The following is a 25426-nucleotide window of genomic DNA, read 5'->3' as shown; positions in this document are numbered from 1 at the left end:
TACAATCTATTAAAAAACACCTTTCAGAAACGCTGAAAGGTGTTTTGTTTTTTATGCTTTATTTAAAGTAAAATTATTTCAAATGAAAAGATAACCGACTTATAACATCGGCGAAATTAACCGTACAATTTTTTCGATCAGCTGAATATGTTTTGGACGATCGAGCCAGGATTGAATTTCTATCTGCTCTGAATCCCGCAGGTCTATCTGGAAATTATCGGCGAGTTCAGCTGCCAGGGATTCATCGTAAACAACGGCATTCACCTCGAAGTTCAAATCGAAACTGCGGTAATCCATGTTGGCGGTTCCGACAATCGCCAGCGCCCGATCTGCTACCATGGTTTTGGCATGTACAAATCCTTTTTGATAGAGATAAATTTGTACGCCCGCTTCTAAAAGTTCTGTATAATAAGATTTGGCCGCGGCATTCACCATATAAGAATCTGAAATCCCCGGAACCAAAAGTTTAACTTCAACACCTGAAAGAGCAGCCATTTTCATAGCGTCAATAATGGTTTCTCCCGGAATAAAATAAGGAGAAGTCAACAAGATCTCTTTTTTCGCAGATTGTATCGCCTTGATAATCGCATAATAAATATTCGGCCGGTCGGAATCTGGCCCGCTGGAAACAATCTGAACATTTTGGGTTTGCTCATCAATCTTTTCAATTTTTGGAAAATAATTATCGGTGATGATAAGCTTTTCGTCTGAGCAGTAATTCCAGTCTCCAATAAAAATATGCTGTAAAATAGCAGTAGCATCGCCTTCAATTTTTAAATGAGTGTCGCGCCAGTACAGTTCATTTCCAACGAAAGCATTGCTGTATTTGTCACTGATGTTGATGCCGCCCACAAAAGAGGTGTGACCATCAATAACGATAATTTTCCGGTGATTTCGGTAATTCAATCGGCTGGCTAATTTGATCAGTTTGATTTCATAGAAAGGAAAAGCTTTGACGCCATTTTCCCGCAACCTTTTCACCAGCGTTTTGCGAATTGATGAACTCCCGAAATCATCATAAATAAAGCGAACCTCGACTCCAGCCTTCACTTTTTCGATCATGATCTGTTCGATTGCGCGACCAATTTCATCATCTTCATAAATATAATACTCGACATGAATGTGGTGTTTGGCATTTCGTAAAGCTTCTAAAACTTCAGGAAATTTTTGTTCCCCATTAATCAGTAATTTTGTTTTATTATTGGTGGTTAAAGGACTTCTTTCCGTTTGATAGATCATGTTGGTTAAACCAACAAATGCATCATGCTCTTTGGTGGCTTCCAGATTTTTTCGATTGTACAAATCGAGTTTTTTCAGCACCAACTCTTCCTGCTTTTTATCCTGAGCAATTTTCTTACTGTAGAGTTCTTTCGATAATTAATACCGAACGAAAAATAAATAAAAATTCCAATAAAGGGCAGAAAAATGACCAACAGCAAATATGCCAGCGTTTTGGTCACACTTTGGGTATCGTAAATAACGCGCAGTAAAACGGCAATGATGATGATTACATAAATAATCTCAGCCAGTAAAATCCAGTTAATAAAAATGCTTTTTTAGTTAGATAACCAGTCTTTGAAATCCTTTACCCGATCACGACTCACCGTAATTTCTTCTTCTGGCTGACACTCCATTTCTACTTTATAGTAAGGAGAAGTATGAATGTTTTTAATAAAATTAGAATTGATGATAAACTGCCGGTTGATGCGGAAAAACTTTTTGTCATCAAGAACTTCCTGCAGTTCGTCTAAGGTAAAATCAGTTGGATAATTTCGTTCTTTCGTTTGAAGATAGACGATTTTATTTTCACTGTAGAAACAGGAAACCTCATCAGTTTGAACAATCTTCAAATTGTAGCCGATCTTCACTAAGATCCGAGACAGTTTCTGTTTCTCTTCTTTAATTAAAGACTTGATCTCCAATGAATTATTTGCGAGTTCTGAAGGTAAGAAACTTTTGTATTTGGTGATTGCCTTTTCCAGATCTTCTTCCATAATCGGTTTCAGCAAATAGTCAATTGAATTGAGTTTAAACGCCTTTAAAGTATATTGATCAAAAGCCGTAGTGTAGATCATAAAACTCCTGGTCGGGATTTTTTCAAAAATATCAAACGACAATCCGTCCCCTAAAACAATATCCGAAAAAATCAGATCAGGATGTGGATTATTTTGAAACCATTCTACCCCATCTTCAACAGAATGAAGCGTTGCAACTAATTTTAAATCAGGAAACAAGCTAATTAATCGCTCCAGTTTTCGTGCAGCTGGTTTTTCATCTTCAATAATGAGGGTTTTTATCATGTTCTAAAATTAATAAATAAAAGGAATAAGTCTTTTGGTTTTCTTCATATAATCGCAATAATCTTTCCCAAACTGATCTTTTAAAGCTTTCTCTTCAATATGTGTTCATGTTATTTATTTTTATTCATTAACTCCCGGATTTTTTCTTCTTCCCAGTTTTTTCCTAAAATCAGATTCGGTAAGAAAACGCTTAGTCCGTGTCCGGCAAGTCCGATTCCCCAGAAGATCGCCGTCCAGTAAGTGTCAATGGAACTGAAGCCTTCGCCAGTGATTGAAGTATTCGTGATGATCAATCCTACATTAACCAATACATAAATTAACGCATGAATATAAAACCCTTTGATTCTTTTAACCCGTTTTTTAGCTTCTAAATATTTAATGTCACTATCGTTGAAATTTTCCATGATCTTATTTGTTAAGTTCTCTATCCATCATTTTTCTTTCCCAGTCGTGGTTGAAGAAGAATATCTTCACCGCTCTTATCGCCAAAATAAGTCCCCAGATCCAAAAAATTACAGAAACGTTATTAAAATCCAAGTAATTGACTTCGCCGGCTTTATAGTATTTTCTACCTGAGTAAATCGCAAATACGATGATGAAGACCGCCAAACTGACATAGAATTTTCTGATTTGATTGACTCTTTCTTTCGCCATCGCGTAATCGACTTCTGTTTTTGTTAAGTTTTCCATTATGATTAGTTTTTATATTTTTCTCTTTCTAAGATTTTCTGAATCTGCTTCTCTTCCCAATTGCTGCTGATCCCAAACACTTTGATCGCATTTAAAATCAACCCAACTCCCCATCCTAACATTGGCCACCAAAACCAGTAATAAGCGGACGAAAAACGAAGGTTAATAAAAATAAGAAAAGGAATGACCAGACAATAGGAAATGAGATTGCTGTAAAATCCTTTCAAATCCTTTACTCTTCTGGAGGCTCTTTCGTAAGCCATCGATTCATTAGAAACAGGGGTATTCATGGCAGTTAGTTTTTGATTTAATATTGGAATTTTCACCTTGAAAAAAGTCGCTGATTTCTCAATAAAAACATTCTGTTTGGTTAATAAAGAATAGCGCTGAACGATATTGGATAAGCCTATGCCAGCGCTTTCTTTGACTTGTTCTCTTTGCTGCAGATTATTCTCAATGAACAGATTTCCATTTTCAGAATAGATTTTAATATGCAGAGGTTTTGCGGACGTGGCGAAATTATGTTTGATGCAGTTTTCTAAAAGCAATTGTAAAGAAAGCGGAACCACGTACGATTTCAAGTCTTTCTCATTCACTTTAAAATCAAAACTCACACTGTCTTCAAATCTTGTTTCTAATAAATCACAATAGGTTTTAGCAAAATTGAGCTCCTCTTCTACCGTCACTAACTCTTTGTCTTTCTGCTCTAAAACATACCGATAGATCTTTGACATCGACGCCGTAAATCTTTGAGCCTGAACCGGATTTTCATCAATTAAAGAACTCAAGACATTTAACGAATTAAACAGAAAATGAGGATCAAGCTGGTTCTTTAAACTTTCAAACTGTGCATTGGCAGATTTGGCAATTAATTTCTGCTGAACGACTTCTTGCTTCGTTGAACTTTTCCAGGCGTCTATAAAACCTTTTGCATGAAGAATCGCCGATATTAAAAGGGCAACATTAATGGTGATCCAATTAGAAATCCCCATGCTCCCGGTGAAGAATTTAGAACTGTCATTTCCCTGAATAAGAATGAAATTAATATAGTTACAGAAAAACACCAACAGAACATTGACGAGGAGCGTCGAAATAATCCCTAAAACAGTTCTGATCTTGGTATCGTCTACCCAGGAATATTTTTTATTCAGATAATCATTCATCACTCCATTTCCACCTGCAATTGTAAAACTGTACATGCCTGCAATCAGAATATTAATAAAGTAATTCTGGATGGTCTTTTCTCGCATAAAAAAAACGAATATAGACGTTCCTACGAAAAACGTAATCCAGGATATGGTGATTAAACTCTTTCTGTTCATGATCTAATTATTATTACAAATGTATCGTGTAATAAAGGTAAATAAAATAATTATTGCCCGAATGGTGAATTTTAAAGACTGAATGGTAAAAATTATGTTAGTTTTACGAATATTAAAAAAGCCTAGATCTAATGGCTTTTTTACAAAATTCTATAATACTATTTTATGAAGAAAACAATTGCCTATTTATTGGTTATCGCCGCAGTAACGATTTTTGGTTTTCGGATCTCGAAAGCGATTGACTTTAAACAAAATGTTTCCGGTTATCTGAAAAGAGCGTCCACTGCTAACACGATCGATTTGGCAGAACAGGAATTGTCGAGATCTATTAAATATTTGGAAGACAAAAAGATGACCACTGGCTACACATCTGTTATTTATAAAACACCAGACGAAGACGTCGATTTTTGGTATCGAAATTTAAAAGCAAGTCAACATGAACTTCAAACTCTAAATTCATCAAGTGCCTTAGAAAAAACAAATGTACTGATGAAACTTCGGGAGACCTTACAGGAAACTCCAAAAGGAATATCAGCGTTTCCAAATAATACATTGTGGGCGGTTCTAATGTTATTTTCTGTCATTGGAGGTTTCATCGGTTTTGTGATTTTGACGGTTGAATATGACGCCGAGCAAAAGAAAAAAAAGGTTTAGAAAAAGTCTATTAACATATCCATTGTGACATAAAAAAATAACCATCAACACTGATTGATGGTTATTTTTATTTTAAGATCTAACTATTTACTTCATTTCAGCAATTACATTAACTGCTTCCTGAAGGTATAAATCGCGTTGAAGATTCTTGGTCCAGTTTTCTGTTTTCTTTGCAAAAGCTTCATCCTTTTTCTCACGAACTGCTTCGTCTGGATTCACCGTAAACTTCAAACCATTGTTGAATTTCGTAAGTGTTTTAAACTTTTTGATCTGAGATTTTCTGGTTTGCATCACTTCATTGAATTTCGTTTGGTTCAAAGAAATAGTCTCCTCTTTATCCAAGTTCTCTTTCCACTGAGCAGATTCCTGCATTAACTGATAGGTGTTATTGCCTTTCAATCGGGACTCGATTCCTTTTTGTAAAGCGGTCACTGAGAAATAATTAACGGGCTGATATTCCACGGCTGGAATCTTATCCCAAGCCAAGGCATAATCATCGTATCTCTCTCCAATTTCAGCATAAGTGAAGAAATCTTTCATCTGAATATCAGACTGAATTCCTTTTCGCTGCGTAGATTCCCCACTAATTCTATAGAATTTTTGAATTGTTAATTTTAAAGATCCGAAATCATCAGTAGAATTTAAAAATCTGTTTAGGTCAACAAAGGTTTGCACCGTTCCTTTCCCAAAAGACTGCGGCGAACCAATTACTACTCCTCTACCGTAATCCTGCATTGCTCCTGCTAAAATTTCTGAAGCCGAGGCTGATAACTCATTTTGCATGATCACTAATGGACCCGTCCAAACTGGAGCATTTGTTTTATTTCTAAGTGTTTGAATTTTTCCGTTGCCGTCTTTCACCTGAACATATGCGCCTGCATTCATAAACAAGCCCATGATGTCGCCAACTTCGGTTAAACTTCCTCCACCATTATTCCTAAGGTCAAGCACAATTCCTTCAACGTTCTGTGCTTTCAATTTAATCAGTTCATTTTTGATATCATCAGAAGCATTTCTTCCTTTGGCATCTTCGAAATCTGCATTAAAACTTGGCAAACTGATAAACCCATATTTTTTTCCATCAGAAGAATTTACGACAATGCTTCGTGCAAAAGTATCTTCAATGGCTACTTCCTCACGGGTCATCGTAACGTCTTTAATGGTTTTATCTTCTTTTTCAACCGTTAAAACAACTTTGGTTCCTTCTTTCCCACGAATCAATCTTACCGCTTCATCAACCAACATCCCAACAACATTCACGGGATCGTCACTTGGGCTCGATCTTACTTTAAGAATTTTATCTCCTTTCGCCAATTGTTTCGATTTCCAGGCTGGAGCACCGATGGTCAATTCTCCTAAATATAGATATCCTTTCTTCTCTTGAATAATGGCTCCAATTCCAATGATCTTTCCTTTGAACTGCGTATCAAAATCCTCTTTGTTTTTTGGAGAATAATAGTTGGTATGCGGATCGAAAACTTCAGTGTAAGCGTTCATATAAACCGTAAACCAGTCCATTTTGTTTCTTTTCTTAAATCTACGGAAGGTGTCTGTCACCAAGTCTTTTACTTCGGCGGTAGCTTTAACTCTTTTCGCTTCTGGCGTTAGAATCTCCAATTTAATCGTGTCCTTCAAATTAAATTTCTGAACAGAATCTTTTTTTTCTTTCTGAAATTCTTCTTTCGCTGTTAAAGATTCCATTTCCTGCAAGATATTATACTTGATGTATTTTTTCCATTCCGCAGCAAGTTCAGCCTGATTTACAGGATTATCTTTTTTCTTCGGCTCTAAAAGAAGCGTTTCATCTTCGTCTAAATTAATCGGCTTGCTTAGAATATCCTGCGTGATTTTATCTATTTCATCAACCCTTTGATACAAACGATCGATTGTTAATTTATAGAACTTCAAATCTCCCTGATTCAGATAATCATCTAATTTAGTTTTGTGCTGCGCAAATTCTGCCATATCTGATTGCAGAAAATATCTCTTTGAATTGTCCACCATTTCAAAATACTGCTTATAAACCTCTTGCGAGTAAGCATCATTAATAGGTTTCGGTGAATAGTGCAGATAACTAAGCGTATTTTTTACGCTGATCATAATGGTCGACATTTTCTCGTCGTCATTTTTCGGTGTATTGAAACAAAACACCAAACTCGTAAGTGGAATGAAAAGCAGTAATGTATTGAGTTTAAAATTTTTGAACATAGAGTTGTTAAATAGTATATAATTTGTTGAAGTTTATCCTTATTAGTTACAAGATTTTTTCAAAGTATCAAAATTAGTACCTTATTTAGAATAAGATACTAATTTTAAAACATTTTAACGTGTAGAATAAAATTGACGAAAGGAAACAGCGAGCCTTTTTAGAAATAATACTGAAAGCCGAACTTAATTCCGAATTTTTTAGTTTCAGGATTTTCCAGATAATTCCCTCGCCAGTTGAAATCTACTCTTAAAATTCTGACGTTTCCGAAACCAATATTTTCAATTCCGAATCCGTATTCATAGTAGGGTTTCTTTTTTGGTGCGGACAGATTTTGATTTCCAACATTCATTGCAACAGAACGTTCCATCAAACTACCCATAGCGGTTCTGTAAAAGGCGACTTCCCGTAATTTCAATTTTTTGATCAATGGAATGTAGGATAAAATTTTTCCATTAAAATGATGTTCAGCCTGAAAGGTTACATATTGATCTGCTACGAACTCATAATAATTCAACAACGCAAAAGTATTAGGCATTAAATTGTACGACTGATTTCCCGGAATGATGTTCTGCAAAGCCAATGGAAGTTTATTAAAGTTTTTCCCAGCCTCCACATTCAGCATCAATCTTCCAAAACTTTTTAAAAGAATCGGTTGAAAGTAAAACAACTGCAATTTACTATAGTTAAAATCCGAATTGAAAACTCCTTCTAATCCCTGCGTATATTTCAGCATGATCGTCGGCGCCAAAGTACTGTGTTCGTAACGGTCAACCCCATATTGCGAAAAGACAGCACCTGGTCTCGCAGTTACACTCATGACTAATTTGGTATCGGTAAGTTCAGAATAGATTTGACCGTCCTTATAAAAATCCAAAGAAAATTTTTCCGGAAGTGCAGACTTTGTAGTTTGATGGGTGGCATCTAATCTTACGGTGAAATTTTTAAAAGGATCGATCGCCGCAAAACCACTGACCTGATTGACAGAACTTAAATAAAAATTATCACCGGAACTCAAAACACCGGATGAGGCAAAAGAGCGTGTCATAATTCCTTCGTCCGCGATCAATTGTGCACCTAATTGCAAAATGTCCCGCCGGGTTCCTGCTCCTAAAGTAAACCGGTTATCACGATTGAACATTTTTCTGAATTCGAGTCCGTACTTGAGCTGATGATCCTTAAATCCATACGCCGTATAAAAAGCTGCACGCCACATATCATTGGCAGAAAAATAGGTTCGGGCGCCCACTCTTAGTCTAAAACCTTCGACTTCATTAAATCCGATCACAGAATAAATATCGCCAAAATCGATTCCTTTAAAGGCATTATAGTAACCACTCGAAACCACTTCATAGATCTTCACTGCTTTTTTAAACTGAGGTACCTCTTCAAGCTCATCCATCATGGTATAAACATTCGCTTCTGTTTTCGACAAGGCTTCTTTTCTGTTCTCTTGCCAGTAAGCGTCATCTTTTAAAAATTCTGAATCGCTTAAATACTTTTCTTTGGTTTCAAAAATTGCATCGCTTAAATTTTGATCAAAAACATAGTCTGAAAAAATAACGGTTTTCTTGGCTACAATGCTTTTCGATTTTTCTTTCTTTCCAAAAACCGACATCTGAATTTCCTGATAATTTTTCTTTGGCAAAAAAATAGAATCACTCGGATTATCAAATTCTAAATCATAATAAAAACCATTGACGAAATTTACGTTAATGCTTTTGGTCGATTTTAAAGTCGCTCGAACGACCGCATAATTTTCTTTTGAAATATAAAGAACGCCATACATCGACAGCACGTCTTTTCTTTTTGGTGCATATTTAATTCGGTAACATTCATTACCATTAATACTTTCGTCAGCTAAAAGTTGATAATCATAAGCTGAGAAGCCGTCAGTCGCAATCGGGCTCGTAAATCCAATATTGAAGAAATTAAGAACATTATCGTAGATGTCAATTTCTTTGTAAAGATTCTTGGCGGTGTTCGCCATTGCATCGCTGCTTGTCAATCCTGAAGACTTATTCGCCAGAATCTCGCGTTTCTCTTTTTTGGAAGGTTGATTTTTACCGTAATTTTTATAAAGAGTTTCATTAAAGTAAACGGGTAGCGATAATTGGTTGGGTTGATCTAAAGTATCTGCATACTTAAAAATAAAACCAACTTTATTAAAGATTTTTTTCTGGGTAAAAGTAGAATCCAGATTGGCGAGATCCAACTCGATCTTTTCATATTCTTCATACTGATAATCCTGAAATAGGGAAAGTCCGTTACTTTTTTTACGTTTCCAGACTTCTTGCAAAATCTCGTAAGCAGGGTTGTCTTTTTTCTTTAATTTCTTAGAGGCTATAATTTGAACTTCATCTATATCGGTTTCCCGAACCTGGGAAAATGAAAAGGCAGAAGTCAATAGAAGCAATAGAAAGAAAATTCTAAAATAGTTCATAAATAATAGCAGTCAAAAATCGTTTAAAATTTACGTCTTTAACAACTTGCAAAAGTAACATAATTAATCAGCTTGTCCTGTAAACTCTATCTTCTAAACGCGAAAAATAGTATTCAAGTCTTTACATATTTTTCATTATTAAAAAAATATTAAACTTTCTTAAGAATACTCCGAAAGTCTTTTTAAAGAATTATTTTTGTAGCAAATGATCTTAAATAAATGAAAAAACCCTTAATATTAGTTACCAACGACGACGGAATTACCGCTCCAGGAATTAGAAATTTAATTAGCTTTATGAATGAAATTGGTGAAGTAATCGTTGTTGCTCCCAATTCACCACAATCTGGAAAAGGTCACGCCATTACAATTGATTCCACCTTAACATTTGAAGAAATTGGCTTAGATGGTCCTCAAAAAGATTATTCCTTAAGTGGCACTCCTGTCGATTGTGTAAAGTTTGCTTTGAATAAAATTTTGCCAAGAAAACCAGACCTAGTAGTTTCGGGAATTAACCACGGAGCCAATTCTTCGATCAATGTCATCTATTCTGGAACAATGAGTGCCGCCGTAGAAGCTGGTGTAGAAGGTTTGCAGGCGATAGGTTTCTCTTTGCTTGATTTTTCGTGGGATGCTGATTTTTCGCAAGCCAAAGAACACATTCAGAATATCGTGAAAAAAGTTCTTGAAAACCCTTTACCGAAAGGAACCGTTTTGAATGTTAATATTCCGAAACTGAAAAAAGAAGAGATTAAAGGAATTAAAGTTTGCAGGCAAGCTAACGCCAAATGGGAAGAAAATTTTGACGAAAGAATTAATCCACATGGTAAAAAATATTATTGGCTAACAGGTTATTTTAATAATATGGATGACGGTCATGATGCTGATGAAACTGCTCTGGAAGATGGCTATATTTCGATTGTTCCGGTTAAATTTGATTTAACGGCTCATGAACATTTACAGCAATTGAGAGAAATTTTTCAATAATATTAAAGTAATCAGTACTTTAGTTCTTCAATTAAAACAAAGAATATAATGCGCATAGAAACCGAACTGAAATTAGGATTTAAAGACGTGATGATCCGTCCGAAACGTTCTACTTTAAAATCACGATCACAGGTTAGTTTAGAAAGAAATTTCACTTTTAGAAACTCTCAAAAGAAATGGACCGGCGTGCCAATTATCGCTGCCAATATGGATACCGTGGGAACTTTTGAAATGGCAGAAGCATTGTCCAAAGAGAAGATCATTACGGCAATTCACAAGCATTACACGGTGGAAGAATGGTCTCAATTTCTGGAAAACCAACCGGATTCCATTTACGATTATATCGCTTTAAGCACCGGAATCGGAAAAGATGATGAAGGAAAGATCCAGCAGATTGTAGACGCTTATCCGAAAATCAACTTTCTGTGTATTGATGTTGCCAACGGTTATTCGGAACATTTTGTAGAATTTGTTAGAAAGATGCGCCAGAGCTTTCCCGATAAAACCATTATTGCTGGAAACGTGGTTACCGGAGAAATGGTGGAAGAACTTATTTTGTCTGGAGCTGATATCGTAAAAGTTGGAATTGGACCAGGTTCAGTTTGTACGACGAGAATAAAAACGGGTGTTGGTTATCCGCAACTTTCGGCGATCATAGAATGTGCTGATGCAGCGCACGGCCTTGGCGGTCACATCATTTCTGATGGAGGCTGTAAGATCCCGGGAGATGTTGCCAAAGCTTTTGGTGGTGGCGCTGATTTCGTGATGTTGGGCGGAATGTTCGCTGGACATGACGAAAGTGGCGGTGAAATCGTAGAAGAGAATGGTAAAAAATTCAGACTGTTTTACGGAATGAGTTCTCAAACAGCCATGGACAAACATTCTGGCGGCGTGGCAGAATATCGCGCTTCGGAAGGTAAAACGGTGAAGGTTTCTTATAAAGGAGCTGTTTCAGAAACCGTAAAAGATATTCTCGGCGGCGTTCGCTCCACGTGTACTTATGTTGGTGCTTCTACGTTGCGTGAACTTTCGAAACGCACCACTTTTATCCGGGTTTTAGAACAGGAAAATCAGGTCTTTGGAAGTTAACAGCCTCATCAGAAAATAAAAAAAAATGATCAATAAATTTACAATTCTCTTTTCTATCATCTTCAGTCTATCCCTCTTTAGTCAACAGAAAACGGCGATAGAAAGGATGACCGAAGAAATTCAGCAGATTAAACAAACGACCAAAAGCATAAAATTAGTTTGGTGGATTCCAACCGAATTTTGGGAGGCTGTAATGAATGAGCAAAATGCAGGAACCATGGAGCAACGGGATTATGTTGTTAATTTATTTAAAGATTACACGATAGTGGTCGCCGGAGATTATTCTTTAGCTGCAAATAATGGCGCTCTGGATTTCACCGTTAATGACGTGCGAAAATCTTTAATTTTTTCGGAAAATGGCAAAGTAGTACCTATTTTGGATGATTCTGATATCGATAGTGAAGTCTTGAAGATGATGAACGACACGATGAAGCCCGTTTTCGCACAAATGTTAGGAACAATAGGTTCTGGTATAGATGTTTTTATATTCAATAATAAAGATAGCGCAGGAAAGCGAATTTTAGATCCGTATAAAAAAGGCAATTTCTCGGTTAAAATTGGTAAAGATATATTTGAGTGGAACTTGCCACTAGTTTCCTTAATGAAGGAGAAAGTCTGCAAAAATGATTCAGCCAAATTCCCGGGAAATTACGTGTATTGTCCTTTCCACGGAACTGAACTATAGAAAAAATTTTAGCGTTCAAATCTACTTTAGAAATTCTTCAACCTGTAGATCCATCATGTCAATACACGATGGATTTTCTTTTAAGGAAAAAACTGAAAGTTCAGTACATGCGATCACAACAACGTTTTTTTCAGAATATTTTCGGATCAAAGTTTGAAAAAAAATGATTTCCTCTAAAGTCTCGTTTCCCTGATAGACCTTTTTTCGAAAATCATCAATCCATTTCTGATCAGATTCTGCAGGTTGTAAAACCTTCACCTTTTTTGCGAGAAATCTCGACTTTATATATTCTGAGTTCATCGTGTATAAAGTTCCAAAAAGATATACTTCGGAGATCTGATGATCTTCTAAATGCTTTAAAGTCAAATCAACCGGATGACAGATTTTCAACGGAATTTCTATCTGATCTAAAGTTTCGTGAAGCGTAATATTTGGAACCAGTAATTTCATGATTCCTAAAGTTGTGATCTCTTTTAAAGTCTCTTTTAATTTGGGAATTAAAACCCCGAATTGATTTGGTAAAAAAGGGTTTATTTCTTGAAAATCAATTTGATACATCAGCAGAGGGCACGTTGAAAACTGATGATTTCTTTCGTGATATTTTTTATGAATTTCTTTTAGGTAGAATGCAGTGGAAACTGCTCCTAAACCTAAAACTCCCTTAGAAATAATACTACTCATCTTTGTTTAAAATATAATCTGCAAAATAATTTTTAGAATCTAAGAATTTATGACTAATTTTTAAATTGGAATCTTCAATTACATTTTGTAAAATTTCATCGTTATATTTCCGGGAAATTTCGGTGTGAATTACTTCGTCTTTATCAAAATGAAAAGATTGATTCAGCTCCGAAATATAAACGGTTTGCTTGATTTTACTCTTTAAAAAACTTTTGGCAATCCCTTCTTCTTCAGTGTATTCGGGAGCATGTTCGAAGTTTTCGATAATAAAATCACCGCCCAATTCTGAATTAATTCTTTTTAGGAGATTCAAATTAAATTTACTCGTAATACCGGCCGCGTCAGAGTAAGCTGGAAGCACAATGTCTTTCGATTTTAAAAGATCTAAGCCTAAAAGTAATTTTTCGCCTGGCTTTAAATTTTGAGCAACTTTTCCTAAAAAAGTAGTGGCCAGTTCATCACTCATATTCCCTAAGTTAGAACCGATAAACAAAATCACTTTTGGTTTATTAGAAATAAAAAGGTCATCTAACACATGAAAATAATCTCCTTGCTTTGGCTCAATTTCCAAACTAAGAAACAAACCCTGCATTCTGGTTGTAATCGTATTCAAACTATTGCTGGAAATATCAACGGGGCAATAACTGAAAGTATATCCTGCATCTAACAAAGCCTTTAAAAGGTGTTGCGTTTTTTTACCATCTCCCGCACCCAACTCGATCAACTCAAAATCTTCATTTTTATTAAGTCCAAATGATTGGATGATCGCATCACTTTGTTCTCTGAAAATTTCAAGTTCAGCATCGGTAAGATAGTATTCCGGCATTTCCATAATCTGCTGAAAAAGTTGATCGCCAGCTTGATCATAAAAATAATGGGATGAAATATATTTTGAAGGTTGACTTAGACCGTCGAGCACGTCTTTTAAGAAGGTATTGTTTTTCGTCATTTTGCTAATCTTATGCCGGTGACTTGCCACCTGTGTTTTGGTTGAAAAAAGTTTCTGTATGTTTTCCGCTCATGTCCTTTTGCCGTTGCGGTAGATGCTCCGCGTAAAACCATCTGACTGATCATAAATTTTCCGTTGTATTCGCCTACTGCTCCCTCAGCAATTTTGAATTGAGGATAAGGTAAATAGGCTGAGTACGTCCATTCCCAACGTTTTCCCCATTTAAATTGGTCACACGCTGCTTCCCATTCAAATTCTGTAGGAAGTCTTAAGCCTTTCCAGGTTGCAAAAGCTTGCGCTTCATAAAAAGAAATATGAGTTAATTGATCATTAGGTTCAATTGGTTTTAAACCTTCTAAAGTATAGGAAAACCATTGGTCCTCAATTTTTTTCCAGTAAAGAGGCGATTTGACTTGATTCTCGGTAACCCAAGTCCAAGCTTCATCGAGCCAAACTTTAAAATTTTCGTATCCGCCAGCTTCCATGAATTCTATATATTCACCGTTGGTCACTAAAGCTTTTGAGATTTCGAACGGGTGAAGAAAAACTTTATGTTGACCTTTTTCATTATCAAAGTGAAATTCTTTACCGTCATATCCGATATCGTAAATTCCTTCTTCCACTTTTAGCCAACCACTTTCTTCGTTTTGCTGTGAGGTCAGATTAAATCCTTCCTTATAAACTGGATGAATTGGATTGTAGGAAAAGGTATGTTTTAAATCGGTTATTAACAGTTCCTGATGTTGCTGTTCGTGATTAATTCCTAGAATAATGAGTTCCCTCAATTCGGGATCATCGTTGTTGAGCAATAAATTTTCGATATGCTGATCGACATATTTTCGGTAGTCTACAACTTCTGCAACTGTGGGTCTTGTAATCGTACCTCTCTCGGTACGGATTGCTCTGTCACCCAATGTCTGGTAATAACTATTGAAAAGAAATCCAAAGTGTGGATTGAATACTTTGTAGTTGGTAACAAATTTTTTGAGGATCATTTCCTCAAAAAACCAGGTAGAATGGCTTAGATGCCATTTAGGTGGACTTGCAAAATCAACAGGCTGCGGAATGTAATCTTCTATTTCCAGAGGTTCACAAAGGGCGGTTGACTGCGATCGCGTCTTTTTATATAATTGTAATAATTCACTCATATCAATATCTATTGATTACAAGCGTAGATGAATACAAATAATATTCCACTAATGAAAAATTATCCAACTAGTTTCTAAAAATTAGTAATAAAACTTACTAACAATCGTAACATTCAAATTGTTAGTAAGTTATCTTTATGGTTGTTCTAGCCCCGATTGCAACGGCATCCTTTTGATATCGCGACAGCGATGGCAAAAGATATAGTGGAAAGCGGGACGGGTTTTGAAAAAAGAAACAAATCTCTGTGCTTCTAAAATTTTTAAGTCAACATTCCACCATCAACATTAAGAACCTGACCGCTGATGTACGTTGACATATCGCTCGCTAAGAAAACACACGCATTTGCCACATCCTCCGGCTGTCCGCCTCGTTTCAAAGGAATCGCATCTCTCCAACCCTGAACTGTTTTTTCATCTAAAGCAGCGGTCATTTCAGTTTCAATAAATCCTGGAGCAATCGCGTTGCAACGGATATTTCTGGAACCTAATTCCAAAGCAATCGATTTTGAAAAGCCAATGACACCCGCTTTCGAAGCCGCATAATTCGCCTGACCCGCATTTCCTTTCACGCCAACCACCGAAGTCATATTGATGATCGAACCGGAACGCGCCTTCATCATTGGTTTGATAACGGCTTTTGTTAAGTTGAACACTGAATCTAAATTCACTTTGATAATGGTGTCCCAATCGTCTTTGGACATTCTCAACATTAGATTATCTCTGGTAATTCCTGCATTATTAATGAGGATATCAATTCTACCGAAATCACCGATGACATCGGCAGCCAGTTGCTGAGCAGCGTCATAATCAGAAGCATCGGATTGGTAAGATTTCACTTTCGTAATTTTTCCTAATTCTTCTTCTAAAGCCTTTGCTTTGTCAACAGAACCAGCATAGGTGAAAGCAACTTCAGCTCCTTCTTTGGCGAAAACTTCCGCAATTCCCTTTCCGATTCCGCGCGTTGCGCCGGTAATTAGGGCAACTTTTCCTTCTAATAATCCCATATCTTTTCGTTTATTTTTCTAAACTTTTATATTTGTTTTTCGACAAAGGTTTCTCTTCTTCATCCTCTTTTCCCATCACATTACTGATGACTAAAACGATTTCTCCTTTTAAAGTTTTGCTTTTGGAGAAGTCAATTAACTCATTGATATTACCACGCTTAGTTTCTTCAAACTTTTTGGAAATCTCCCGACTTAAACTCACTTTTGTTTCTTCACCAAAGAATTCTTTGATCTGCTCTAAAGTGGTGTTGATCTTGTGTGGGCTTTCATAAAGAATAATTGTTTTCTTCTCTTCTGCCAGTTGTTTGAGCTTAGTCTGTCTTCCTTTTTTTTGAGGTAAAAATCCGGCAAATAAAAACTCATTGTTCGGCAATCCAGAAACCACCAAAGCAGGAACAAACGCTGTCGCGCCAGGTAAACACTGCATTTCTAGATCCTCATCTGAAACAGCTTTTGCTAAAAGATAGCCGGGATCTGAAATTCCGGGTGTGCCGGCATCGGTGATTATCGCGATATTTTGTCCGTTCTTTAAATCATCAATTACCTTCTTTGTCATTTGATGTTCGTTGTGCAGATGATATGATTTCAACGGTTTTGAAATTTCATAATGCTTCAACAGAAAACCTGAAGTTCGGGTATCTTCACATAAAATATAATCAACGTCTTTCAGAATTTTTACCGCTCTGAAAGTCATGTCTTCTAGGTTTCCAATCGGTGTTGGAACAAAATATAGGATGCCGCTCATTTTTGTTTTTTCTTGTTGGAATAAATTCCGACGTTTTGATATCGGTCGTCGCTATGCGACTGAATGTTAGTTGCAGCACTGACTGATATTATTGTCTAAGATTTTAATCCTAGGTTTTAGATTCATTTTGAATCTTTTGCAAAATTAATGTATTCTTTAAATTAAATCCTCAAACCAATAATCTTCATTATACTCAACTTCAAATTCCTTTAGTAGTTTCTGATATTCTGCTTTAAAGTTTTCCTTTTTATGATGCTCTTCTTGATTTTGAATATATTTATAAACATTATTTATGGCAGATTGGCTATAACTAAATCCTCCAAATCCTCTTTGCCATTCAAACCGCTCTTTAACAAATCCATTTTCGTTAATCCATTTCGAGGATTTTGCTTTTACACTTTTCATAACTTCAGAAAGCGAAATCGATGATTTCAAAGAAAATAAGCAATGAATATGATCTTCTACTCCATTAACAATAAATGTTTTACAACCCGTCTCATTTATTAAACTGCCGACTACTGCATGTAACTCTTTTCTAAAATGATCCTTTATGAGTGCATTTCTATACTTTACAGAAAAAACAGTTTGAACATATAATTTTACATAAGTGTTTGGCATATTGACAACATTTTAAAAATTATAATTACTCTGAATGATATAAATTTTGATATAATACAATAATCCTTTTTAGTCACATTGGAATGAATTCCAACGCTTTTTATGTCGGTCGTCGCTATGCGACTGGATTTTAGTTACAGCGAAACGGCCGATATTCTTGTCTGAGATTTTAATCTCAGGGTTTAAATAATGATTAATCTTAGGGTTTTGTTTAGATTTCAATCTTATAAATTATCAAACAGTTCATTGCAAAAATTCTCCAAACTCGGATCTCTCGCGCCCATTAATAACAATACTGTTCCTTCCTTTAACTCAGGTTTCAATGCTTCCAATAAATTATTGCGGTCTTCTACAAAATGGGCATTTTTTCCCATTGCTTTTATTCCTTCAACTAATTCATTGGCTGAAATATCTTTCACAGCAGTTCCGCCAGCGTAGAAAATTTCACTCATCCAGATCTCATCTTGTGGTCTTAAAGAATCAGCAATTTCCTGAATAAAGTCGTCTTTCAAAAATCGTGTTGGCTTGTAACCATGTGGTTGAAACCAAGCAATTACTTTTTCTGCTAAAGGTTGACATGCTTTAATTGAAGCTGCACATTTTGCTGGATTGTGAGCATAATCATCAATTACCCAAACTCCATTTTTCTGTCCAAGGATTTGATGACGCCGATATATCCCTTCGTAAGTTGCTAAACTGTCTGAGCAGGTTTTTAAGTCGATTCCGATTTGATTAGCAACGGCAATTGCAGCAGTTGCATTTTCAACTGAATGTTGTCCCAAAGAATTCATTTGAAACTTCTGATCTAAAACTTCGAAAGTTAATGACAATCCATCCTGTTTAAAGTTCTCTGCAGAATAACCCGTAGTTTGATCTTCAAATCCGAAATCATTTTCTGCATTCGCCGACAAAGTTTTCGCTAGTGTATTTGATTGATTGACAACAAATAAGCTATTAGTATTATTTTTAAATATGGTAAATAATTCGATCAATTCGTCGATTTCCTGGTGGTCTTTATCAATGTTTAGAAGCAAACCGATTTCAGGTTGATACTGAACGACCGAACCGTCGCTTTCATCAGCTTCAATAATCAGCCACTCTCCTTTTCCTACGGCAGCATTTCCAATTTTACCTTGTTTGATAATACTGGTTAAACCAGCTCCGGAAATAATACTTGGCTCTAAGTGAGCGTCTAATAAGATTTGATACAACATCGCTGAAGTGGTTGACTTTCCAGAAGTTCCAGCAACTGCGATCGTCTTTTTACTTTTAGCGATGATTGATAAAAGTTCGCTTCTTTTTATAATTTGAATTCCAAGTTCTTTGGCTTTTTTAACTTCATAAACGGTATCTTCGATTGCCGTAGAAACTACAACCAAATCAGTTTTTTCTGTAATTCCGGTTCCGTCTTGAAGAAAACAATTGATTCCTTCAGCTTCTAACTGTTCTTTGGTTTTATTATATTCTCCCAGATGAAAATAGCGATCGCTGCCGGAAACTTCTTTTCCAATTCCTTTTAAATATTGAGCGATGGCGCTCATTCCAACTCCCGCAACGCCAATAAAAAAGACGTTTTGGAAATCGTTTATATTTTTTATCATACTCAAAGTTTCTGCTTTTACTAAAATTTACTTTCAACCAAATTCCAGAGTCTCTGCGCAAATTCATCTTTTTTGCTCCAGTCTTTTCGATAGTAAACTTCGCTAAGATATTGTTTCGCTTCTTCCAAAGTGCTAAAACTATTTAGTTTTTCAATCGTACTTTTTAATTCTTCATCATCGCCACCAAACAAACTTTTGCTAAAGGCAACTTTATCATTTAAATCCAGTTTAAATTCTGGTTTCTTTTTTTCGGCCTCCATAAAATCAGTCTGCACATTCGATTTCAAAATACTTCCTGGCTCAGGTTGTACATGTTGTACAACTTTTTCTTCGTCCAAAGGATCATTATCAAATAATTGTTGCATTACCTTCAAACCTTTAATATTGGCCAATTTGAATTTTTTCTCAGCCTGTTGCAGTGTGGTTTCAGCTTTATGTTCAGTGATTTCTGTAGTGTCTTCTGGCTGAGTTTCATGTTTACTAAACTCTACAATTTTTCGACGGCGTTCTTCCATTTCCTCCAGCTCACGTTCTTTCTGCGCAACTCTCTCGGCATAATCAGGTTCTTCCTGTTCAATTACCAAAGGAATTTCATCTTCTGCTGCCAAATCCGATTCAGAAATAGAGTCAAGCTCTTCTTCAAAAAACGGTTCTTCGATCATCTCAGAATGTAAAGAACTATCAACATTTTTATCTTCAGTCTCAATTTCATCCTCAAAATTGTTGAGTTCGGTGGTAAACATCACTTCTTCCTCGATGACATCATCACTAAAATCCTGTTCAGTAAATTCTACATGCTCAGTGGCTTTATCGATGACTTGATTTTGATCTATAGAAATATCTTCTGCGATTTCTCCAGTGAGAATTCGGGCAAAGTTTTCCTCATTTTTTTCTAAAATTCTTAAAAAGGCAATTCGATCGGTTACCTCTGTAAATAAATCTTGTTTCGCCAGAAGTTCATCTTTTGAATTTATTTTACAGAGCGTTTCGAGAATACTTTTGGTTTCGAAAAAAATTTTATCGTGTATATCTTGGAGACTTTGCATATCAGAATCTTATTAAATTTCCGTAATTTTGGGCTTTTAAATCTTACGGCTAAATTAACAAATGTTTTTAGAAAATACAATAAATCACGCAAAACAAAGCGGCTGGATGGAAGTAATCTGCGGCTCGATGTTTTCGGGAAAAACTGAAGAGTTAATCCGTCGGTTACGCCGTGCAGAAATGGCAGGACAAAATGTAGAAATCTTCAAGCCAAAACTGGATACCAGATATGCAGATGAGGAAGTGGTATCTCACAACCAAAATAAAATCCGCAGTACACCGGTAGAAAGTCCAAACGAGATTCTTTTATTAGGTTCTACGTGCGATGTTGTTGGAATTGATGAAGCGCAGTTTTTTGACGAAAGTATTGTAGAAGTAGCTAATAAATTGGCTAACAGCGGAATACGAGTGGTTATTGCGGGCTTGGATATGGATTTTATGGGTCGACCTTTTGGACCGATTCCCAATTTAATGGCCACGGCGGAATATGTTACAAAAGTGCACGCTATTTGCAAGAGAACGGGAAATCTCGCCAACCATTCTATGCGAATTTCGACCAGTACTGACTTGGTTCAGTTAGGCGAAACCGAAAGTTATGAAGCCGTGAGCAGAAAAGTTTTCAATGAAGAGTTTCTGAACAACGAAAATCGATGAATTATACCGCCAAACAAATTGCAGAAATTACCGGATCCCAATTAATTGGTGAGGAAAATTTGCACATTAAAAATATCGCCTACGACAGTAGAACTTTATTTTCGGTTAATGATACTGCCTTTCTGGCTATTAATACTTCAAAAAATTCTGGAGAAAAATACATTCAATCTGCGATCGAAAAAGGAATTGACATCATCATTGCGGAACATCATTTCCCGCAATATGAAAATATCACCTGGATCATCGTTAAAAATTCAATTGAATTTCTTCAAAAAATCGCAAAACACCATCTTAATCAATTTGATTTAAAAACGATAGGTATTACCGGAAGTAATGGTAAAACAATTGTCAAAGAATGGCTCTACCAATCCTTATTTCACGATTACGCTACTGTAAAAAGTCCAAAGAGTTTTAATTCTCAATTGGGACTTCCACTTTCGCTGCTGGAGATCAGTAAAAAACATCAGTTAGGAATTTTTGAAGTTGGGATTTCGAAACCCAATGAGATGATCATTCTAGAAGATCTGTTCTCTCCACAAATTGGTATTCTTACGCATATCGGAGCGGCGCATTCTTCGAATTTTGATTCTGTTGAGGAACTTATTGATGAAAAAATTAAATTATTTGTCAATTCAGAAACGATTATTTTTAATGGAGATAATGAATTGGTTGTTAATAAAATAACTGAAATCTATTCAAGTAAAAAATTAACATCATTTGGTTTTAAAGATCATAATGACGTGTTTATTAAAAACGATTGGAAGGACAGATCGAAAGAGATAGAAATTCAATATTTTGATGAGCATTTTTCAGTTCCGGTTTATCAGAGAGATGAAGCTACCATCAGCAATGTATTGTGTGTGATATGTGTCTTGAAAGAATTTGGTTTTGAAAATTCTAAAATTATCCAGAGATTAAATTCACTAAAGTCGGTTGAAATGCGATTGGAAAGTGTGAATGGAATTCGGAATAATTTAATTATCAATGATTCTTTTAATCTTGATTTAGATTCTTTGAAAATTGCCTTTCAGAATATCAACGAATATAACAAACCGAATAAAGCTTTAATTCTAACAGATTTTGTAGAGGGAAAAAATGCGGATCAGTTATATCACGAAGTTGCTTTTTTGACGAACGAACAAAATTTCAATTCAGTTTTTCTAATTGGGGACGAGATAACGAAACTGGAAAGATTATTTGAAGCCACCACTTTTACTTTTAATAATACCTCTGAACTCATTGAAAGTGTGAATCTTCACCAAATTGAAGATCATTTAATTTTATTGAAAGGAGCCAGAAAATTTGAAATTGATAAAGTAAAATCTTATCTGGAATTACAGAAACATGATACTGTTTTAGAGGTAAATTTAAACTCTATTCTACACAACATCAATGTTCATAAAGCTTTACTGAAGCCTAAGACCAAAATGATGGCAATGGTGAAAGCTTATTCTTACGGTTTAGGAGGTTACGAAATTGCAGAATTTTTGCAGCATCATCATATCGATTACTTAGGAGTTGCTTACGCTGATGAAGGCGTCGATCTTAGAAAAAGCGGAATTACGACACCGATTATGGTGATGAATCCGGAACAGCACAGTTACAACATCATCATCGATTTTAATCTGGAACCGGAAATCTACAGTTTTCGAGTGCTGGAATTGTTTAATGAAAAACTGATTCAAAAAGGAATTCAACATCGTTATCCAATTCATATCAAGCTGGAAACAGGAATGCATCGTCTTGGTTTTAATAAAGATGAATTGCCAGAACTTATCGATAAGTTGAACTCGATGAATGTGAAAGTAAAATCTATTTTCAGCCATTTATCTTCTTCTGATGATGATCAAGAAAAAGAATATACCTTAGAACAAATTCATATCTTTAATGAAAATTCGTTAGACCTTATCGCTGGTTTAAATGATCACCCGATCAGGCACATTCTCAATACTTCAGGCATTGTTAATTTTGCTGATTATCAATTTGATATGGTTAGAATTGGTATTGGAATGGTCGGAATTTCGGCAAACCCAGAAATTAAAAAACAACTTAAAAGTGCAGTTACTTTTAAGACCGTTATTTCGCAGATTTCAGAGATAAAACAAGGTGATTCAGTCGGTTACAACAGAAAATTTAAAACAGAAAAGAATACCAATATCGCCACTATTCCAGTTGGTTACGCTGATGGAATTCCCAGACTGATCGGAAATAACGTTGGTTTCGTTGGAATAAGAAATAATCTTTTTCCAATTGTCGGCAATGTTTGCATGGATATGATGATGATCGATTTGGGAGATTTTATGGTTAAAGAAGGTGAAGAAGTTATTATCTTTAACTCCAATCCATCCTTAGAAGAATTCGCAGGCTACTGCAAAACAATATCTTATGAAGTCCTAACTTCAATATCACGGCGCGTTAAGCGTATATACATCAAAGATTAAATGAAAAAAAACATCATCTATTTCCTTTTCCTTTTTATGACTGTTGCTTTGAATGCACAGATTAAGGACGGTTTTACTATCCCAAAAAATCCAAGGATCGGTTTATCACTTTCTGGTGGTGGAGCCAAAGGTTTCGCCCATATTGGCGTTCTCAAGGTATTAGATTCTTTAGGAGTAAAAGTCGACTATATATCAGGAACGAGCATGGGAGCCATTGTCGGTGGTTTATATGCCTCTGGATACACTGGAAAAGAAATCGAACAGATCGTAATGGATACTGATTTCTATTCTCTAATCGCCAATGAAAAAACGCGACAAGAGACGTCATTTTTTAACAAATCAGTCGATAAGTATATTCTGACTGTTCCCATAAAAGATGGGAAGATCAACGTACTTCCGAAAGCGATATCTACGGGTCAGAAAAACATTTATATGTTGAAGGAACTCTTTAAAAACGTTTCAACAATTACTGACTTCTCCAAATTACCAATTCCTTTTATGTGCGTTGCCACCAATCTGGAAAGTGGAAAAATGAAATTATTTGAAAACGGAGATCTGGTAAGTTCCATTATGGCTAGCTCAGCGTTTCCTTCCTTAATGGATCCGGTAAAAATAAATGACTCGCTTTATATTGATGGCGCGATGACCATCAACTATCCTTCTAAGCCATTAAAAGATAAGGGAATTGATATTGTTATCGGTGTCGATTTAAGTCAGGGATTATCAAGTCGAAAAGATTTGCAGTCCGCAATCTCTATTTTAAATCAAGTGATTGATTTTGGCATTCAGAAAGAAACAAAAAATCAATACAACTATACGGACATCAATATTCATCCAAACTTGGATGGAACGGGCGCTACCAGTTATGATGCTAAAAAAGCAATTTTGGATTCGGGTTATGTTGAAGTTCAAAAGTATGCTCAAACGCTTTCTTTATTACCAAAAAGAGAGGATATTCTTCTCCGCGCACCGATGAGCTCTGTTTATTCAAACGTTTATAAAATTGACAGCCTTATTCTGGAAAACGATCATATTTTCAGAAAAAACTATGTTTTGGGAAAAATGAATTTAAAAATTCCTTCTCTTCAAACCTACGGTGGTATTAATAAAATGATTGATAAATTATATGCGACTAACAATTATCGTTTAATTAATTATGATATCGTTCAAGGCAATGATAAGAATTATTTGAAGTTAGATGTGACCGAAGATGATACCCGCTTCTTTTTGAAATTCGGTTTACATTACGATGAAATATTTAAAACGGGATTACTACTGAACGCCACTGCAAAACGTCTGTTATTCCGTAATTCTACGGTTTCCTTAGATATTGTCGTTGGTGATCAGCCTCGATATTACTTCAATTATTTCATTGATAATGGATACATTCCCGGTCTTGGAGTGTACGCATCTGGAATGTCCCTCGACCTGAAAGATGAGGCTGGTAATATCTTCGAAAAATGGAACTGGTTCAGAAGCGAAGTATTTTTACAATCCATTTGGCGAGATAAATATGCGGTTGGAGCGGGAATCAGCAGTGATTATTTTGACTCGAAAATTACAGGCACTACTGGTTATAACAACTCTCAAAATTTTCTAAATGCCTATGCTTTTATTAAAAGTGATACGCAGGATGACCGTAGTTTTCCCACCAGAGGTTTATTTTTATCAGCCGAAGGAAAACTTTTAGATATATTGAACAAGTTTGACGATGGTCGAATTCTTCAGTTTAAAATCGATACGCAATTGAATTTCCCAGTGACGAATTGGTTAACCTACCGTCTTGGATTATTTGGAGGATTTACCATTGGAGATAATCTTAGTCCTTATTATAACTACAGAATGGGTGGAATATTTGATCAGAATCTAGGCAATTTTGTAACTTTCCAAGGCTATCAATTTGGTCAGACAGTGGCGCAGAATATTTTAATTTCTTCGAGTACTGCTCAATTTAGATTATCAAAAAACTTCTTTGCAGATGCAAATTTTTCCTTTGCGAATCTGTTTGACGATTTAAATGTTGATGATATTTTACACGTTTCAGATTCTTCTGCTGGATTAACCGCAGGCTACAAATCTCCTTTTGGCCAAATAAAAGTCAATTATAGTCATTCACTAAAAATTAACAGAGGAATGTTCAGCGTAATTCTGGGACATTGGTTTTAATA

Annotated in this window: 23 protein-coding genes; 7 read left to right on the top strand and 16 right to left on the bottom strand. The window is 35.7% G+C overall.

The window, feature by feature from the left end; translation table 11 throughout:
* Positions 1-99: 99 nt before the first annotated feature.
* The 6 genes from cls to ACEYOS_RS09110 all read right to left on the bottom strand — a co-directional run bounded on the left by cls (position 100) and on the right by ACEYOS_RS09110 (position 4312).
* Positions 100-1320: a cardiolipin synthase gene (cls, locus tag ACEYOS_RS09135; RefSeq protein ID WP_373709632.1), complete on the bottom strand. Its 1221-nt coding sequence runs from the start codon at positions 1318-1320 to the stop codon at positions 100-102.
* Positions 1314-1460, bottom strand: coding sequence for a PLDc N-terminal domain-containing protein (locus ACEYOS_RS09130; RefSeq protein WP_373709633.1), 147 nt, complete (start codon positions 1458-1460; stop codon positions 1314-1316). The genes cls and ACEYOS_RS09130 overlap by 7 nt, the downstream gene beginning before the upstream one ends.
* 96 nt (positions 1461-1556) lie before the next feature.
* On the bottom strand, positions 1557-2300 hold the full coding sequence (locus ACEYOS_RS09125; RefSeq protein WP_373709634.1) for a LytR/AlgR family response regulator transcription factor: 744 nt from the start codon (positions 2298-2300) through the stop codon (positions 1557-1559).
* Positions 2301-2410: 110 nt separating this feature from the next.
* A complete protein-coding gene (locus tag ACEYOS_RS09120) occupies positions 2411-2704 on the bottom strand; it encodes a 2TM domain-containing protein (RefSeq protein ID WP_373709635.1) in 294 nt (97 codons plus the stop codon).
* A 4-nt stretch (positions 2705-2708) separates the two neighbouring features.
* The gene (locus tag ACEYOS_RS09115) at positions 2709-2990 is read right to left on the bottom strand and encodes a 2TM domain-containing protein (RefSeq protein WP_373709636.1); all 282 of its coding nucleotides are present in this window, start codon (positions 2988-2990) and stop codon (positions 2709-2711) included.
* Between the two features lie 5 nt (positions 2991-2995).
* Positions 2996-4312: a 2TM domain-containing protein gene (locus tag ACEYOS_RS09110; protein WP_373709637.1), complete on the bottom strand. Its 1317-nt coding sequence runs from the start codon at positions 4310-4312 to the stop codon at positions 2996-2998.
* Between the two features lie 165 nt (positions 4313-4477).
* Here ACEYOS_RS09110 and ACEYOS_RS09105 point away from each other — a divergent pair, with 165 nt between their 5' ends.
* Positions 4478-4966 (top strand): hypothetical protein, encoded by a 489-nt coding sequence (locus ACEYOS_RS09105; RefSeq protein WP_373709638.1) that lies wholly within the window; start codon positions 4478-4480, stop codon positions 4964-4966.
* Positions 4967-5053: 87 nt separating this feature from the next.
* Here the strand turns inward: ACEYOS_RS09105 and ACEYOS_RS09100 are convergent, their stop codons facing one another.
* Both ACEYOS_RS09100 and ACEYOS_RS09095 read right to left on the bottom strand, forming a co-directional pair.
* A complete protein-coding gene (locus ACEYOS_RS09100; protein WP_373709639.1) occupies positions 5054-7174 on the bottom strand; it encodes a carboxy terminal-processing peptidase in 2121 nt (706 codons plus the stop codon).
* A 158-nt stretch (positions 7175-7332) separates the two neighbouring features.
* Positions 7333-9615, bottom strand: coding sequence for a DUF5686 family protein (locus ACEYOS_RS09095; protein WP_373709640.1), 2283 nt, complete (start codon positions 9613-9615; stop codon positions 7333-7335).
* A gap of 219 nt (positions 9616-9834) precedes the next feature.
* Between ACEYOS_RS09095 and surE the strand changes: the two genes are divergently transcribed.
* Genes surE through ACEYOS_RS09080 form a run of 3 tightly spaced genes read left to right on the top strand, consistent with a single transcriptional unit; the run spans position 9835 to position 12373 of the window.
* Positions 9835-10599, top strand: a complete 765-nt coding sequence (gene surE / locus ACEYOS_RS09090) for a 5'/3'-nucleotidase SurE (protein ID WP_373709641.1) — start codon at positions 9835-9837, stop codon at positions 10597-10599.
* Between the two features lie 48 nt (positions 10600-10647).
* Entirely contained in the window at positions 10648-11688 is a 1041-nt protein-coding gene (locus ACEYOS_RS09085; protein ID WP_373709642.1) for a GMP reductase, read from the top strand.
* Positions 11689-11713: 25 nt separating this feature from the next.
* Positions 11714-12373, top strand: coding sequence for a hypothetical protein (locus ACEYOS_RS09080; RefSeq protein ID WP_373709643.1), 660 nt, complete (start codon positions 11714-11716; stop codon positions 12371-12373).
* Positions 12374-12394: 21 nt separating this feature from the next.
* On the opposite strand, the gene ACEYOS_RS09075 is transcribed toward ACEYOS_RS09080, so the two are convergent.
* From ACEYOS_RS09075 to ACEYOS_RS09040, 8 genes are all read right to left on the bottom strand, one after another.
* Complete coding sequence (locus ACEYOS_RS09075) at positions 12395-13054, bottom strand: aspartate/glutamate racemase family protein (RefSeq protein ID WP_373709644.1); 660 nt, start codon at positions 13052-13054, stop codon at positions 12395-12397.
* Positions 13047-14003, bottom strand: a complete 957-nt coding sequence (locus ACEYOS_RS09070) for an L-histidine N(alpha)-methyltransferase (protein WP_373709645.1) — start codon at positions 14001-14003, stop codon at positions 13047-13049. The genes ACEYOS_RS09075 and ACEYOS_RS09070 overlap by 8 nt, the downstream gene beginning before the upstream one ends.
* Positions 14000-15151, bottom strand: coding sequence for an ergothioneine biosynthesis protein EgtB (egtB, locus tag ACEYOS_RS09065; protein ID WP_373709646.1), 1152 nt, complete (start codon positions 15149-15151; stop codon positions 14000-14002). Before egtB ends, ACEYOS_RS09070 begins: the two co-directional genes overlap by 4 nt.
* 260 nt (positions 15152-15411) lie before the next feature.
* A complete protein-coding gene (gene fabG, locus ACEYOS_RS09060) occupies positions 15412-16155 on the bottom strand; it encodes a 3-oxoacyl-[acyl-carrier-protein] reductase (protein WP_373709647.1) in 744 nt (247 codons plus the stop codon).
* A gap of 10 nt (positions 16156-16165) precedes the next feature.
* Complete coding sequence (gene rsmI, locus ACEYOS_RS09055) at positions 16166-16900, bottom strand: 16S rRNA (cytidine(1402)-2'-O)-methyltransferase (protein ID WP_373709648.1); 735 nt, start codon at positions 16898-16900, stop codon at positions 16166-16168.
* Positions 16901-17056: 156 nt separating this feature from the next.
* Positions 17057-17518, bottom strand: coding sequence for an IS200/IS605 family transposase (gene tnpA / locus ACEYOS_RS09050; protein WP_373709649.1), 462 nt, complete (start codon positions 17516-17518; stop codon positions 17057-17059).
* Between the two features lie 224 nt (positions 17519-17742).
* Complete coding sequence (murC, locus tag ACEYOS_RS09045) at positions 17743-19119, bottom strand: UDP-N-acetylmuramate--L-alanine ligase (protein WP_373709650.1); 1377 nt, start codon at positions 19117-19119, stop codon at positions 17743-17745.
* Between the two features lie 20 nt (positions 19120-19139).
* Positions 19140-20165, bottom strand: coding sequence for a hypothetical protein (locus tag ACEYOS_RS09040; protein ID WP_373709651.1), 1026 nt, complete (start codon positions 20163-20165; stop codon positions 19140-19142).
* Positions 20166-20226: 61 nt separating this feature from the next.
* Between ACEYOS_RS09040 and ACEYOS_RS09035 the strand changes: the two genes are divergently transcribed.
* From ACEYOS_RS09035 to ACEYOS_RS09025, 3 genes are read left to right on the top strand one after another with little or no spacing between them, the layout of a single operon-like run.
* A complete protein-coding gene (locus ACEYOS_RS09035) occupies positions 20227-20817 on the top strand; it encodes a thymidine kinase (protein ID WP_373709652.1) in 591 nt (196 codons plus the stop codon).
* Entirely contained in the window at positions 20814-23258 is a 2445-nt protein-coding gene (locus ACEYOS_RS09030; RefSeq protein ID WP_373709653.1) for a bifunctional UDP-N-acetylmuramoyl-tripeptide:D-alanyl-D-alanine ligase/alanine racemase, read from the top strand. The genes ACEYOS_RS09035 and ACEYOS_RS09030 overlap by 4 nt, the downstream gene beginning before the upstream one ends.
* Complete coding sequence (locus ACEYOS_RS09025) at positions 23259-25424, top strand: patatin-like phospholipase family protein (protein ID WP_373709654.1); 2166 nt, start codon at positions 23259-23261, stop codon at positions 25422-25424.
* Positions 25425-25426: the final 2 nt, after the last annotated feature.

It is taken from the genome of Kaistella sp. (assembly GCF_041824135.1).
In the GTDB taxonomy this organism is placed as follows: Bacteria; Bacteroidota; Bacteroidia; order Flavobacteriales; family Weeksellaceae; genus Kaistella.
This window is presented reverse-complemented; position numbering and strand designations above follow the sequence as displayed.